The 14,970-nt window shown below is 68.6% G+C and carries 15 protein-coding genes; all 15 read left to right on the plus strand.

All coding sequences use genetic code 11. The features are described 5' to 3' along the window. Positions 1-103 precede the first annotated feature (103 nt). The 15 genes from RMT89_RS26265 to atpA all read left to right on the plus strand — a co-directional run bounded on the left by RMT89_RS26265 (position 104) and on the right by atpA (position 14,963). Positions 104-1,861 carry a trypsin-like serine protease gene (locus RMT89_RS26265; protein WP_315886287.1) on the plus strand — a complete coding sequence of 586 codons (1,758 nt, stop codon included), beginning with the start codon at positions 104-106 and terminating at the stop codon, positions 1,859-1,861. A gap of 206 nt (positions 1,862-2,067) precedes the next feature. Further along, on the plus strand, positions 2,068-3,207 hold the full coding sequence (locus RMT89_RS26270) for an LCP family protein (protein ID WP_315886252.1): 1,140 nt from the start codon (positions 2,068-2,070) through the stop codon (positions 3,205-3,207). Between the two features lie 137 nt (positions 3,208-3,344). Further along, complete coding sequence (gene rpmE / locus RMT89_RS26275) at positions 3,345-3,566, plus strand: 50S ribosomal protein L31 (protein WP_315886253.1); 222 nt, start codon at positions 3,345-3,347, stop codon at positions 3,564-3,566. Positions 3,567-3,669: 103 nt separating this feature from the next. After that, positions 3,670-4,746, plus strand: coding sequence for a peptide chain release factor 1 (prfA, locus tag RMT89_RS26280; RefSeq protein ID WP_315886254.1), 1,077 nt, complete (start codon positions 3,670-3,672; stop codon positions 4,744-4,746). A 31-nt stretch (positions 4,747-4,777) separates the two neighbouring features. After that, complete coding sequence (gene prmC / locus RMT89_RS26285; RefSeq protein WP_315886255.1) at positions 4,778-5,623, plus strand: peptide chain release factor N(5)-glutamine methyltransferase; 846 nt, start codon at positions 4,778-4,780, stop codon at positions 5,621-5,623. Positions 5,624-5,671: 48 nt separating this feature from the next. Further along, a complete protein-coding gene (locus RMT89_RS26290; RefSeq protein WP_315886256.1) occupies positions 5,672-6,319 on the plus strand; it encodes an L-threonylcarbamoyladenylate synthase in 648 nt (215 codons plus the stop codon). Beyond that, complete coding sequence (locus RMT89_RS26295; RefSeq protein ID WP_315886257.1) at positions 6,316-6,984, plus strand: protein-tyrosine-phosphatase; 669 nt, start codon at positions 6,316-6,318, stop codon at positions 6,982-6,984. Before RMT89_RS26290 ends, RMT89_RS26295 begins: the two co-directional genes overlap by 4 nt. A 66-nt stretch (positions 6,985-7,050) precedes the next feature. Beyond that, complete coding sequence (glyA, locus tag RMT89_RS26300) at positions 7,051-8,289, plus strand: serine hydroxymethyltransferase (RefSeq protein ID WP_315886258.1); 1,239 nt, start codon at positions 7,051-7,053, stop codon at positions 8,287-8,289. Between the two features lie 129 nt (positions 8,290-8,418). Continuing rightward, positions 8,419-9,750: an MraY family glycosyltransferase gene (locus RMT89_RS26305; RefSeq protein WP_315886259.1), complete on the plus strand. Its 1,332-nt coding sequence runs from the start codon at positions 8,419-8,421 to the stop codon at positions 9,748-9,750. Positions 9,751-10,048: 298 nt separating this feature from the next. Then, the gene (locus RMT89_RS26310) at positions 10,049-10,486 is read left to right on the plus strand and encodes a hypothetical protein (RefSeq protein ID WP_315886260.1); all 438 of its coding nucleotides are present in this window, start codon (positions 10,049-10,051) and stop codon (positions 10,484-10,486) included. 273 nt (positions 10,487-10,759) lie between these two features. Further along, a complete protein-coding gene (atpB, locus tag RMT89_RS26315; protein WP_315886288.1) occupies positions 10,760-11,530 on the plus strand; it encodes a F0F1 ATP synthase subunit A in 771 nt (256 codons plus the stop codon). Between the two features lie 73 nt (positions 11,531-11,603). Next, on the plus strand, positions 11,604-11,840 hold the full coding sequence (locus tag RMT89_RS26320) for a F0F1 ATP synthase subunit C (protein WP_285510094.1): 237 nt from the start codon (positions 11,604-11,606) through the stop codon (positions 11,838-11,840). Positions 11,841-11,878: 38 nt separating this feature from the next. Continuing rightward, positions 11,879-12,427: a F0F1 ATP synthase subunit B gene (locus tag RMT89_RS26325; protein ID WP_315886261.1), complete on the plus strand. Its 549-nt coding sequence runs from the start codon at positions 11,879-11,881 to the stop codon at positions 12,425-12,427. 5 nt (positions 12,428-12,432) lie between these two features. Continuing rightward, positions 12,433-13,248, plus strand: coding sequence for a F0F1 ATP synthase subunit delta (locus RMT89_RS26330; RefSeq protein WP_315886289.1), 816 nt, complete (start codon positions 12,433-12,435; stop codon positions 13,246-13,248). Positions 13,249-13,373: 125 nt separating this feature from the next. Continuing rightward, positions 13,374-14,963, plus strand: a complete 1,590-nt coding sequence (gene atpA / locus RMT89_RS26335; protein ID WP_315886262.1) for a F0F1 ATP synthase subunit alpha — start codon at positions 13,374-13,376, stop codon at positions 14,961-14,963. Positions 14,964-14,970 lie beyond the last annotated feature (7 nt).

Below are 14,970 nucleotides of genomic sequence, written 5' to 3' on the forward strand. Positions count from 1 at the left end.
GCCGCCCTTGGTTCAAGGGTGGCCCTCTTCGCCGTCTTCCGGCCGGGGTACGATCGCGCTCTTCGAACTTGTGATCCCTAGGGGGACATTCGTGGGTACAGCCATGTCCGGGGGCGGGCGGCACAGACGTCGGCTGCGGATTGCCCTGCCCTTCGCGGCGGCCGGTGTCGCCGCTGCTGTCGCCGCCGCGCTGCTGAGCTCGTCCGCGGGCGCCGCCTCCGCGCAGCCGAACCCGCCGGCCATGTCGAGCGTCGGCTCTGCCACGCCCGCCGAGCTGGAGCAGCGCGTCCTGGGGGCCGCCGCGAATGAGGACACCGCCGGCGTCTCGTCCGCCAAGTCGTCGTACAGCAGCTCCTCCACGGTCGACGCGAAGATCATCGGTGGCACCACGACCACCATCACGAACGCGCCGTGGATGGCCCAGCTCTGGTACCAGGACGAGGCGAACGGCGTCTCCTTCTTCTGCGGCGGCGCGGTCGTCTCGCCGACGAAGATCCTCACCGCCGCGCACTGCGTCAAGGGCTACAACTGGAAGGCGTACGGGGCCGTCGTCACCGGCACGTCTCAGCTGGCCGATGTGGAAAACGGCACCGAAACCGCGGTCCAGCGCCAGTGGAACCACCCCTCCTACAGCTCGCGGACCCTCGACAACGACATCGCGGTCCTCACCCTGGCCAACCCCGTCAAGGCGACCCCGATCCGGATGGCGACGTCCACCGAGACCGCCGCCTACACGGCCGGTACCAGCGCCAAGGTCTACGGCTGGGGCCGCACCAGCTCCACCAGCCAGGACATCTCCCCGACGCTGAAGACGGCCACCCTGCCGATCCAGTCCGACACCACCTGCGCCGGCTACTACGGCGCGGACTTCGTCAAGGGCGACATGGTCTGCGCGGGCAAACCCGCCGGCGGCAGCGACAGCGGCACCACCTCCGCCTGCAACGGCGACTCCGGCGGCCCGCTCGTCGTGGGCAACCGCATCGTGGGCGTGGTCTCCTGGGGCGTGCTGGACTGTGTCGCCAAGGGCGCCTACAGCGTCTTCGCCAAGGTCAAGACGTACGTCGGCGCGACCTACCCGCGCGTGGACGACACCAACCTGAACGGGGACCACAAGGCCGACCTGTGGGTGCGCAACGCCTCCACCAAGACCGGCTACGAGAAGGACTCCCAGGGCACCTCCTTCGGCGCGCGTGAGTCCTGGGGCAACTGGGGCGCCTACAACGTCGTCCTGCAGAACGACCTGAACCGGGACGGCTACCAGGACCTGCTGGTCCGCCGCAGCTCCGACGGTGACGTCTTCTGGAAGCACTGGGTGCCCGCGAGCGGCTCCTGGGCCACCACGAAGGTCGCCGACAACTGGAAGACCCGCACCCGCATCGTCACCCCCGGCGATGTCACCGGCGACTACCTGCCCGACCTGCTGTCCGTGGACTCCGCCGGGAAGCTCTGGCTCTACCCGGGCAAGGGCGACGGCACCTTCGCGACCCGCGTCCAGGTCGGTACGGGCACCGGCTGGAGCCAGTACAACGTCCTCGTCGGGCACGGTGACTTCAACGGTGACGGCAAGGCCGACCTGATCGCCCGCACGCGCAGCAACGGCTATGTCTACCTGTACAGGGGCACCGGCTCGGCCTCCGCGCCGTTCGCCTCCCGGGTCAAGGTGCGCACCTGGAGCAGCGCGACGTACGACAAGGTCGCCACGGTCGGCGACGTCTCCGGTGACGGCAGGGCCGACGTCCTGGCCCGCACCCCCGGCGGCACGCTCTACCTGTACAAGGGCACCGGCAAGGCGACCAGCGAGATCTTTGCCACAAGGATCTCCGTCGGTACCGATTTCAAGCAGTACGACATCTTCGGCTGAAACCGCAGGTGAGAGGCGTACGCCCGGAATAGTCCCCTTACACGCTGTGGCCACCCATACACAGGGTGGCCACAGCGCGTTGTGCAACCCTTTGCCGAGTTTCGCCGTCTGACCAGGCGGAGCGACGATGGTGCGGTACGGGTCTTTCCGACCACGCCTGGCCCTGAAAGCAGGGGGTAACCGACCGGACGAGAACCGAGGAGCACATGTCAGCCGAGAGCACGCCGGAGTCCGGCATACCGGATGACGCCGGCACCGCCGGCCCGCGCCACCGCGCCAAGGGCCGTCGCCGCAAGCCCCGCGACAAGCGCCGCAAGGGCATGGTGGTCATGGCCTGGACCGCCGCCGGGATCGTCGTCCTGGGCGGTACCGGAGCCGGCTACCTGTACTTCAAGCTCAACGGCAACATCAACAGCGTCGACATCGACCAGGCCCTCGGCACCGACCGCCCGGACAAGGCCGACAACGGCTCCGAGAACATCCTCGTCCTCGGCTCCGACACCCGCTCCGGCAGCAACCAGGCGCTCGGCGGCGGCGCCGACGACGGCAGCGCCCGCTCGGACACCGCGATGATCGTGCACGTCTACAAGGGCCACAAGAAGGCCAGCGTGGTCTCCATCCCGCGCGACACCCTCATCGACCGCCCCCAGTGCACCGACACCGACGGCAACACCCATGACGCCGCGAGCGGCGTGATGTTCAACTCGGCGTACACCACCGGCGGCGCGGCCTGCGCGGTGAAGACCGTCGAGTCGATGACCGATCTGCGCATGGACCACTACCTGGAGCTCGACTTCAGCGGCTTCCAGAAGCTGGTCGACGACCTCGGCGGCGTCAAGATCACCACGACCGAGGACATCAGCGACTCCGACAGCCGTCTGAACCTGAAGGCCGGCACCCACACGCTCACCGGCAAGCAGGCGCTCGGCCTGGTGCGCACCCGGCACGGCGTCGGCGACGGCTCCGACCTCGGCCGTATCCAGCTCCAGCAGGCCTTCATCAAGGCGCTGATCGACCAGGTCAAGAACGTCGGCCTGTTCGGCAACCCGAAGAAGCTCTACGACCTGGCCGACACCGCGACCAAGACCGTCACCACCGACTCCGACCTGGGCTCGGTCAACAAGCTCATGTCCTTCGCCAACGGCTTGAAGGGCATCAGCTCCTCGAACATGACGATGGTCACGATGCCGGTCCAGTACGACCCGGCCAACGCCAACCGGGTCCTGGTGGAGGAAGCCAAGGCCAAGATGGTCTGGAAGGCCCTGAAGAACGACCGGGCGATCCCGAAGGCGGCCACCGAGGGAACGGCCACGGGCCAGGCGAAGGGCGTCGTCCGCTCCAGTTAGGGACGCCGGGAATAGATCACGGCGACCCCCCGTTTTGGGGGATGGCCCCAGTCCTGGCAGACTGGTACGTCGGCTCCGGTTCACGCTTCCGCATCCCGCGGCTGCGACCCGGCGCCCTCCCGAAACTAGGAGACACCTTGAAGCGCGACATCCACCCCGAGTACGTCGAGACGCAGGTCAGCTGCACCTGTGGCGCGTCGTTCAGCACCCGTAGCACGATCTCCAGCGGCACCATCCGCGCCGAGGTCTGCTCCGAGTGCCACCCGTTCTACACGGGCAAGCAGAAGATCCTCGACACCGGTGGCCGTGTGGCCCGCTTCGAGGCCCGCTTCGGCAAGGCTGCCGGCTCCAAGAAGTAGCGAGCCCCATTTCGCCGGTCCATGGCCGCGCCCTCCACAGGCGTGCCGGGACCGGCGTTTTTGGTCGCCCGCCCTTCACCCACGTACGTACAGGAGCCCTGAGATGTTCGAGGCCGTCGAGGAACTCGTCGCCGAGCACGCCGACCTGGAGAAGAAGCTCGCCGACCCGTCGGTCCACTCCGACCAGGCCAACGCGCGCAAGCTGAACAAGCGCTACGCCGAGCTCACCCCGATCGTCGCCACGTACCGCTCCTGGAAGCAGACCGGCGACGACAGCGAGACCGCGCGCGAACTGGCCGCCGACGACCCGGAGTTCGCCGCCGAGGTCAAGGTGCTGGACAAGCAGCGCGAGCAGCTGACGGAGAAGCTGCGGCTGCTGCTGGTCCCGCGTGACCCGAGTGACGACAAGGACGTCATTCTGGAGATCAAGGCGGGTGCCGGCGGTGACGAGTCCGCGCTCTTCGCGGGCGATCTGCTGCGCATGTACCTGCGCTACGCCGAGCGCGTCGGCTGGAAGACCGAGATCATCGACGCCACCGAGTCCGAGCTCGGCGGCTACAAGGACGTCCAGGTCGCCGTGAAGACCAAGGGCGGCCAGGGCGCCACGGAGCCCGGGCAGGGCGTGTGGGCACGGCTGAAGTACGAGGGCGGTGTGCACCGTGTGCAGCGGGTGCCGGCGACCGAGTCCCAGGGCCGTATCCACACCTCCGCGGCCGGTGTGCTGGTCACGCCGGAGGCCGAGGAGGTCGACGTCGAGATCAACCCCAACGACCTCCGCATCGACGTCTACCGCTCCTCCGGCCCTGGCGGACAGTCCGTCAACACCACGGACTCCGCCGTGCGCATCACGCACATCCCCACCGGAGTGGTCGCTTCCTGCCAGAACGAGAAGAGCCAGCTGCAGAACAAGGAGCAGGCACTGCGTATCCTGCGCTCCAGGCTGCTCGCCGCGGCGCAGGAGGAGGCGGAGAAGGAAGCCGCCGACGCCCGTCGCAGCCAGGTCCGCACCGTCGACCGCTCCGAGAAGATCCGTACGTACAACTTCCCGGAGAATCGCATCTCGGACCATCGCGTCGGCTTCAAGGCGTACAACCTGGACCAGGTCCTGGACGGCGACCTCGACGCGGTGATCCAGGCCTGCGTCGACGCGGACTCGGCCGCCAAGCTCGCAGCCGCGTAAGGCACGGAGACTTGAGTACCGGAGGACGAGCGTGAACCTGCTGCTCGCGGAGGTGGCGCAGGCCACCCAGCGGCTGGCCGACGCCGGCGTGCCCTCGCCGCGCAACGACGCGGAGGAGCTCGCCGCGTTCGTGCACGGCGTGAAGCGGGGCGAGCTGCACTCGGTGCGGGACGCCGACTTCGACGCCCGGTACTGGGAGGTCATCGCCCGCCGTGAGCAGCGTGAGCCGCTCCAGCACATCACCGGCCGCGCGTTCTTCCGGTACCTGGAACTCCAGGTCGGGCCCGGTGTCTTCGTGCCCCGCCCCGAGACCGAGTCGGTCGTCGGCTGGGCCATAGACGCCGTACGCGCCATGGACGTCGTAGAGCCGCTCATCGTCGACCTGTGCACGGGCTCGGGCGCCATCGCGCTCGCCCTCGCCCAGGAGGTCCCGCGTTCGCGGGTGCACGCGGTGGAGCTGTCCGAGGACGCCCTGCGGTGGACCCGCAAGAACGTGGAGGGGTCCAGGGTCGACCTGCGTCAGGGCAACGCCCTCGACGCCTTCCCCGACCTCGACGGCCAGGTCGACCTGGTCATCTCCAATCCGCCGTACATCCCGCTCACGGAGTGGGAGTACGTCGCTCCCGAGGCGCGGGACTACGATCCCGAACTCGCCCTGTTCTCAGGGGAGGACGGCCTCGACCTCATCCGCGGCCTGGAGCGCACCGCACACCGTCTCCTGCGCCCCGGCGGTGTCGTCGTCATCGAGCACGCCGACACCCAGGGCGGCCAGGTGCCGTGGATCTTCACCGAGGAGCGGGGCTGGGCCGACGCGGCCGACCACCCGGACCTCAACAACCGCCCCCGGTTCGCCACGGCCCGCAAGGCGCTGCCGTGAGCACCCCGAAGTCCTTTCAGAAGTACGTGTACGAGGAGGCCCGCTGATATGGCACGGCGATACGACACCAACGACGCGACCGACCGCACGACCGGTCTGCGTGAGGCCGCGTCCGCCGTCCGCCGTGGCGAGCTCGTGGTCCTCCCGACCGACACGGTGTACGGCATCGGCGCCGACGCGTTCTCCAAGGAGGCCGTGGGCGATCTGCTGGACGCCAAGGGCCGCGGCCGCAATATGCCCACCCCTGTCCTCATCGGCTCCCCGAACACCCTGCACGGTCTGGTCACCGACTTCTCCGAGCTGGCCTGGGAGCTGGTCGACGCGTTCTGGCCGGGCGCGCTGACGCTGGTCGCCAAGCACCAGCCGTCCCTCCAGTGGGACCTGGGCGACACCCGGGGCACGGTCGCCGTGCGCATGCCGCTGCACCCGGTGGCGCTGGAGCTGCTGACCGATGTCGGCCCGATGGCGGTGTCCTCGGCGAACCTGACCGGGCACCCGGCGCCGGAGGACTGCGACGCGGCCCAGGGCATGCTCGGCGACTCCGTCTCCGTGTACCTGGACGGCGGTCCCACGCCCGGCAACGTCCCGTCGTCGATCGTCGACGTGACGCGCGAGGTCCCGCTGCTGCTGCGCGAGGGCGCGATCTCGGCGGACGAGCTGCGCAAGGTCGTACCCGACCTTGAGGTGGCGAATTGACAGCCCCTGACGCGGGGCGTGGCATAGGCAACGGGGAAGAGACCACCACCTTCGGACTCCCGAGGGACAGCTTCCGCATCCTCCACGTCAGCACCGGCAACGTGTGCCGCTCGCCGATCACCGAGCGGCTGACCCGTCATGCCCTCGCGGACCGGCTCGGCGACCCGCTGTGGGGCGGGCTGATCGTGGAGAGCGCGGGCACATGGGGCCATGAGGGGGCGCCCATGGAGGCCAACGCGGAGACGGTCCTGGCCGACTTCGGCGCCGACCCTTCCGGGTTCGTGGGCCGGGAGCTCCTCGACGACCATGTGATCCGCGCGGACCTGGTCCTGACCGCGACCCGCGACCACCGCGCCCAGGTGGTCTCGATGGGCCACTCGGCGGGCCTGCGCACCTTCACCCTCAAGGAGTTCACCCGTCTGGTGCGGGCCATAGACCCGGCGACGCTGCCCCCGCTGGAGGACGGCGTGGTGGAACGAGCCCGCGCGCTGGTCCGCGCGGCGGCCGCGCTACGCGGGTGGCTCCTCGCACCGACGGCGGAGGCGGACGAGGTCTTCGACCCCTACGGCGCCCCGCTGCCGTTCTTCCGCTCGATCGGGGACGAGATACACGAGGCCCTGGATCCCGTGGTGACGGCGCTGACCGGAGTACCGGCCCGGACGTAAGCGAGCGGGCGGTGAACACCGGGCCTACATTGGTGCTACGTCATCGTCGACGCCCCGGAGCCCACCATGTCGGTCACCCCTGTCCTTGAGGCCGATGTCCTGCGTCGGCAGGATCCCGAGATTGCGGAGATCCTGCTCGGTGAACGGGAGCGACAGGCGAGCACCCTGCAGATGATCGCCGCCGAGAACTTCACCTCCCCTGCAGTGCTGGCCGCGCTCGGCTCACCGCTCGCCAACAAGTACGCCGAGGGCTATCCCGGCGCCCGGCACCACGGCGGCTGCGAGATCGTCGACGTCGCCGAGCGGATCGCCGTGGACCGGGCCAAGGCGCTGTTCGGCGCCGAGCACGCCAACGTGCAGTCCCACTCCGGCTCTTCGGCCGTCCTCGCCGCGTACGCCGCCCTGCTGCGCCCCGGTGACACCGTCCTCGCCCTCGGCCTGCCCTACGGCGGCCATCTCACCCACGGTTCGCCCGCCAACTTCTCCGGCCGCTGGTTCGACTTCGTGCCGTACGGTGTGGACGCGGAGACCGGGCTCCTCGACCACGACCAGGTGCGGACGCTGGCGCGCAATCACCGGCCCAAGGCGATCGTGTGCGGGTCCATCGCCTACCCCCGGCACATCGACTACGCCTTCTTCCGCGAGGTCGCCGACGAGGTCGGCGCCTATCTCATCGCCGACGCCGCCCACCCCATCGGTCTCGTCGCCGGGGGAGCGGCGCCCAATCCGGTGCCGTACGCCGACATCGTGTGCGCCACCACCCACAAGGTGCTGCGCGGTCCGCGCGGCGGCATGATCCTGTGCGGCGCGGAGCTCGCCGAGCGGGTGGACCGGGCCGTGTTCCCCTTCACCCAGGGCGGCGCGCAGATGCACACCATCGCCGCCAAGGCCGTCGCGTTCGGCGAGGCGGCAACACCGGCCTTCACCGCGTACGTCCATCAGGTGGTCGCCAACGCGCGCGTGCTGGCCGCCGGCCTGGCCGCCGAGGGCCTGGTCGTCACCACCGGTGGCACCGACACCCACCTGATCACCGCCGACCCCGCCCCGCTCGGCGTCGACGGCCGCACCGGCCGCGGCCTGCTCGCCGCCGCCGGGATCGTCCTGGACTGCTGCGCCCTGCCGTACGGCGACGCCCGCGGCCTGCGCCTGGGCACGGCGGCGCTGACCACCCAGGGCATGGGGGAGGAGGAGATGGCTCACATCGCCGTCCTCATGGCGGGGGTGCTGCGCGGTGAGGCCGACGCCGTGCGCGCCCGTGCAGAAGTACGGGAGCTCACCAGGGGATTTCCGCCGTATCCCGGCTGAGCCGGGGTAGACGCACTCGCGTGCACAGCCACACGTGCAACCATCGTCGCTACCCGGAAGTCCCCAACCATATGCGCGCATCGCTAGGGTGTGGGGCTGAGATGGCCAGCGAGACCTGTGGGGAAGCCCGTGCGTGAATACCTGCTGACGCTCTGCATCACGGCCGCGGTGACGTACCTGCTCACAGGGCCGGTGCGGAAGTTCGCGATCGTGGCCGGGGCGATGCCGGAGATCCGGGCACGTGACGTGCACCGGGAGCCCACTCCGCGCCTCGGCGGTATCGCCATGTTCTTCGGGCTGTGCGCGGGCCTGCTGGTCGCCGACCATCTCGCGAACCTCAGCACGGTCTTCGAGAACTCCAACGAGCCGCGCGCCCTGCTCTCGGGCGCCGCGCTGATCTGGCTGATCGGTGTCCTGGACGACAAGTTCGAGATCGACGCCCTGATCAAGCTGGGCGGCCAGATGATCGCCGCCGGCGTCATGGTCATGCAGGGTCTGACGATCCTGTGGCTGCCGATCCCGGGCGTCGGCTCGGTCGCGCTGACCCAGTGGCAGGGCACCCTGCTCACCGTCGCGCTGGTCGTCATCACCATCAACGCCGTGAACTTCGTCGACGGCCTGGACGGTCTCGCGGCCGGCATGGTGTGCATCGCGGCGGCCGCGTTCTTCCTCTACGCCTACCGGGTCTGGGTGTCGTACGGCATCGAGGCCGCCGCCCCGGCCACGCTGTTCTCCGCGATCCTGATGGGCATGTGCCTGGGCTTCCTGCCGCACAACATGCACCCGGCGCGGATCTTCATGGGCGACTCCGGGTCGATGCTGATCGGCCTGGTGCTCGCCGCGGGTGCGATCTCCATCACGGGACAGGTCGACCCGGACGCGCTGAAGCTGTTCGCGGGCTCCGAGAAGGCGGCCGTGCACCAGACGGTGCCGGTCTACATCCCGCTGCTGCTGCCGCTGACCATCATCGCGATCCCGGCCGCCGACCTGGTGCTGGCGATCGTCCGGCGCACCTGGCGGGGCCAGTCCCCGTTCGCGGCGGACCGCGGGCATCTGCACCACCGGCTGCTGGAGATCGGCCACTCGCACAGCCGGGCCGTCCTGATCATGTACTTCTGGTCGGCGCTGATCGCGTTCGGGGCCCTGGCCTACTCGGTGAACTCGGCGTCCATGTGGATCGTGCTGGGCGTGGTGTTCCTCAGCGCCATCGGCCTGGTTCTGCTCCTGCTCCCGCGGTTCACCCCGCGCGCTCCTCGCTGGGCGCAGGCCTTCGTGCCGCCCCGCTACCGGCGTGGCGTCGCCGTAGCGGAACCGGCGGCGGCCACTCCGCAGACCGTGACGGACGCGACGGAGGAGCCGCGTGCTCCGGTGGCCGCCGGGGTGTCCCGGGTCAATGGGGCTACCGCTCTCGGGGCCCGGTCGCGCTTCTTGGAGCGGCGGAAGGCCGGCTCGTCGCGCTGACCGACAAGGTAAGAATCTGACTAGAGCATTGCCAAATCGTGGGGGAATGAAGCGGTGCAATACCAGACAAAGAGGCGCCGTTCCTGCACATACGCGCGCTGTCACTCTCATGTGTGACACCGGGCACACCCCGCAGGTAAAGACCTCATCAAATAGTTTGTGATACGGTTCACGAGAACCCCGGATGGAGCCGAAGGGCCGTAGTACGACGGTCCATCGGAGTGAGGTTCCCTCTCAGCCCGGGACTACGCTCGTCCATGACGACACCCCTGCCCCCTGTGAAAGCGGAGTTGCCGCCATGCCGTCCAATGACGCCCGGAATCTTCTGCAGATCGCTGTGCCCACAGCGGCTGCCGGCGCGATTGTCGTCGCCGTCAGCGCTGCGGTGGCCGGCGGCAAGGGCGCTCTCGGTGCGGCGGTCGGCACTCTGCTGGCAATCCTGTTCATGGGAATCGGCCTCTACGTTCTGCAGTGGACGGCAAAAACGCTCCCGCAGCTGTTCCAGGCCATGGGGTTGATGCTCTATGTCGCTCAGCTCCTGCTGCTTCTGATCTTCGTCGCCCTCTTCCAGGACACGTCTCTCTTCCATGCGAAGGCGTTCGCGATCGCGCTCGTCGTCGCGACCGTCGTGTGGATGGCCGCGCAGGCACGCGCGCACATGAAGGCCAAGATCTTCTACGTCGACCCGGACTCCTCGAAGAGTGAGAAGAACGAGAAGACGGGCCCGTCGTCGTGAGAGGTAGGGGCGCGATAAAGGCCGGGGGGAACTCCTGCTATCGTCCGGTGCCAACTGCGGCATCGCGGGCGCGGGCATCTGAGCTGACGCCTGCTCGATCGCGAGGCTTGATGCCCCAGAGCCGCCCTCACATCCGTAACACCAGTCCGGTGCCGACCCGCGGCTGCGCGCCGCGCCGACACAACGAGGTTGCCGTACCCATGCGTCACGCCGAAGGAGCCCGTGGTGAGTGCTGACCAGACCCAGCTCGCCTTTGACTGGAGCTGTCGGATCATGTCCGACAACGGGTGTGGTTTTCCGGCTCCGGGCCTGCAGTCGTTCCTCTTCCAGCCGATCGCAACGGTCGGGGGGTTCGAGTTCAACAAGGTGATGCTGCTCGCGCTCATCACCACGCTTCTTGTCGTCAGCTTCTTCTGGGCCGCTTTCGGCAAGGCCAAGGTTGTTCCGGGCAAACTGCAGATGGTCGGCGAAGCCGGTTACGACTTCGTGCGCCGCGGCATCGTCTACGAGACCCTCGGCAAGAAGGAGGGCGAGAAGTACGTCCCCCTGATGGTCTCGCTGTTCTTCTTCATCTGGATCATGAATATCTGGTCCGTGATTCCGCTGGCCCAGTTCCCGGTGTCGTCGATCATCGCGTACCCGATCGTGCTGGCGGCCGTCGTCTACATCGTGTGGATGTCGCTGACCTTCAAGAAGCACGGATTCGTCGGCGGACTCAAGAACCTCACCGGCTACGACAAGTCGCTCGGCGCGGTCCTGCCGCTCGTCGTCGTCATCGAGTTCTTCTCCAACGTCCTGGTCCGCCCGTTCACGCACGCGGTGCGACTGTTCGCGAACATGTTCGCCGGTCACCTGATGCTGGTCATGTTCACCGTCGCCTCCTGGTACCTGCTGAACAGCTGGATGATCCCGGCGGCCGGCGTCTCCTTCGTGATGACCATCATCATGATCCTCTTCGAGCTTTTCGTGCAGGCGGTCCAGGCGTACGTCTTCGTGCTCCTTGCCTGCTCGTACATTCAGGGCGCTCTCGCCGAGCACCACTGAGCCCCGCCCCACCCACCCCCTGATCGTCCGGTGACCAACTCCCACCGGTCCGTAAAGAGAAGGAAGAATCAGCATGGCTGCCACTGAGACCCTCGCTGCCGTCACCGGTTCGCTCGGCTCCATCGGCTACGGCCTGGCCGCGATCGGCCCCGGCGTCGGCGTCGGCATCATCTTCGGCAACGGCACCCAGGCCCTCGCCCGTCAGCCCGAGGCTGCCGGCCTGATCCGCGCCAACCAGATCCTGGGCTTCGCCTTCTGTGAGGCTCTCGCCCTCATCGGCATCGTTATGCCGTTCGTGTTCGGTAAGTGATCAACCCTTACTGACACGAATCGACGAAAGGCACTGATGTGATCGCCAACCTGGTACAGCTGGCGGCCGAGGAGGAGCAGAGCCCGCTCGTCCCGCCCGGCCCCGAGCTGCTCGTCGGCACCATCGCCTTCGCCATCGTGTTCTTCTTCTTCTGGAAGAAGCTGCTTCCGAACATCAACAAGGTTCTGGAGGAGCGCCGCGCGGCGATCGAAGGCGGTATCGAAGAGGCCGAGGCCATGAAGGTCGAGGCCCAGAGCGTCCTTGAGCAGTACAAGGCACAGCTCCAAGAGGCCCGGCACGAGGCCGCGCGTCTGCGCCAGGAGGCGCAGGAGCAGGGTGCCGCTCTCATCGCCGAGATGCGTGCGGAAGGCCAGCGGCAGCGCGAGGAGATCGTCGCCGCGGGTCACTCCCAGATCGACGCCGACCGCAAGGCCGCCGCGTCCGCGCTGCGCCAGGACGTCGGCAAGCTCGCCACCGACCTGGCCGGCAAGCTCGTCGGCGAGTCCCTTGAGGACCACGCCCGCCAGAGCCGTGTCATCGACCGCTTCCTCGACGAACTTGAGGAGAAGGCCGAGGCGACCCGATGACGGGTATGCACGGAGCGAGCCGCGAGGCCCTGGCAGCCGCACGTGAGCGTCTCGACGCGCTGACGGACAACACGTCCGTGGACGCGGCGCAGCTCGCCGGCGAGCTGGCGGCCGTCACCGCGCTGCTCGACCGCGAGGTGTCGCTGCGTCGGGTCCTGACCGACCCGGCGCAGGCCGGTGAGGCCAAGGCCGAGCTGGCCCAGCGGCTGCTCGGCGGCCAGGTCGGCGGCGAGACCGTCGACCTGCTGGCCGGTCTGGTGCGCTCCCGCTGGTCGCAGACCCGCGACCTGGTGGACGCGCTGGAGCAGCTGGCGGACACCGCCGACCTCACCGCCGCGCAGCGGGCGGGCACGCTCGACAACGTCGAGGACGAGCTCTTCCGGTTCGGCCGGATCGTCACCTCGAACACCGAGCTGCGTGCCGCGCTGACCAACCGCTCCGCCACCAAGGCGGCCAAGGGCGAGCTGCTGCGCAGCCTGCTCGGCGGTCGGGCCGATGCGGCCACCGAGCGTCTGGTGACGCGCCTTGTGACCGCGCCGCGTGGACGTAGCCTGGAGTCGGGCCTTGAGTCCCTGTCCAAGCTCGCAGCCGAGCGCCGGGACCGCATGGTCGCCGTGGTCACCTCCGCGGTGCCGCTGAGCGACGGCCAGAAGCAGCGCCTCGGCGCCGCGCTGGCGAAGCTCTACGGCCGTCAGATGCACCTGAACCTCGACGTGGACCCCGAGGTCCTCGGCGGGATCCGGGTGCAGGTCGGTGACGAGGTCATCAACGGCTCCCTCGCCGACCGCATCGAGGACGCCGGCCGCCGCATGGCGAGCTAGCAGCAACTTCATAAGCAGTACGTACTTACGACGGCCCTGGTTGGGCCGTACATGAAGAATCCTGGGGGTCGCCCCCAGACCCCCAAGTGAAACTTCGGGCCCAACAAGGAGAGCAGGGAACCCAGATGGCGGAGCTCACGATCCGGCCGGAGGAGATCCGGGACGCGCTGGAGACGTTTGTCCAGTCGTACAAGCCGGACGCGGCCTCGCGCGAGGAGGTCGGTACGGTCACCCTTGCCGGCGACGGCATCGCGAAGGTCGAGGGTCTTCCCTCGGCCATGGCCAACGAACTGCTGAAGTTCGAGGACGGCACCCTCGGCCTCGCGCTCAACCTGGAAGAGCGCGAGATCGGCGCCATCGTCCTCGGTGAGTTCAGCGGCATCGAGGAGGGACAGCCGGTCACGCGTACCGGTGAGGTTCTCTCCGTGGCCGTCGGCGAGGGCTACCTCGGCCGTGTCGTCGACCCCCTCGGCACCCCGATCGACGGCCTCGGCGAGGTCGAGACGTCCGGTCGCCGCGCCCTGGAGCTGCAGGCCCCCACGGTCATGCAGCGCAAGTCGGTGCACGAGCCGATGGAGACCGGCTACAAGGCCGTCGACGCGATGACCCCGATCGGCCGTGGCCAGCGTCAGCTGGTCATCGGTGACCGCCAGACCGGCAAGACCGCCCTGGCCGTCGACACGATCATCAACCAGCGCGACAACTGGCGCACCGGCGACCCGAACAAGCAGGTCCGCTGCATCTACGTCGCCATCGGCCAGAAGGGCTCGACGATCGCGTCGGTCCGCCGCGCGCTGGAGGAGAACGGCGCGCTGGAGTACACGACCATCGTCGCCGCCCCGGCGTCCGACCCGGCCGGCTTCAAGTACCTGGCGCCGTACACCGGTTCGGCCATCGGTCAGCAGTGGATGTACGAGGGCAAGCACGTCCTCATCATCTTCGACGACCTGTCGAAGCAGGCCGACGCCTACCGCGCCGTGTCGCTGCTGCTGCGCCGCCCGCCGGGCCGTGAGGCCTACCCGGGTGACGTCTTCTACCTGCACTCCCGTCTGCTGGAGCGCTGCGCGAAGCTCTCCGACGACATGGGCGCCGGTTCGATGACGGGCCTCCCGATCGTCGAGACCAAGGCCAACGACGTCTCGGCGTTCATCCCGACCAACGTCATCTCCATCACCGACGGCCAGTGCTTCCTGGAGTCGGACCTGTTCAACGCCGGTCAGCGCCCCGCGCTGAACGTCGGTATCTCCGTCTCCCGAGTCGGTGGTTCCGCGCAGCACAAGGCGATGAAGCAGGTTTCCGGCCGTCTGCGTGTCGACCTCGCCCAGTTCCGTGAGCTGGAGGCGTTCGCCGCCTTCGGTTCCGACCTGGACGCCGCGTCGAAGGCGCAGCTGGAGCGCGGTCAGCGCATGGTCGAGCTGCTCAAGCAGGCTCAGTACCAGCCGATGTCCACCGAGGACCAGGTCGTCTCCGTCTGGGCCGGTACCACCGGCAAGATGGACGACGTGCCGGTCGTCGACGTCCGCCGCTTCGAGAAGGAGCTGCTGGAGTACCTGCACCGCAAGGAGCAGGGCCTCATGACCTCCATCAAGGAGGGCGGCAAGATGTCGGACGACACCCTCACCGCTGTTGCCGACGCGATCGCCGACTTCAAGAAGCAGTTCGAGACCTCGGACGGCAGGCTTCTCGGCGAGGACGCTCCGGCCGCCGCCAAGTGACGTAAGG

Origin of the sequence: Streptomyces sp. P17 (assembly GCF_032436805.1) — a bacterium.
Classification (GTDB): domain Bacteria; phylum Actinomycetota; class Actinomycetes; order Streptomycetales; family Streptomycetaceae; genus Streptomyces.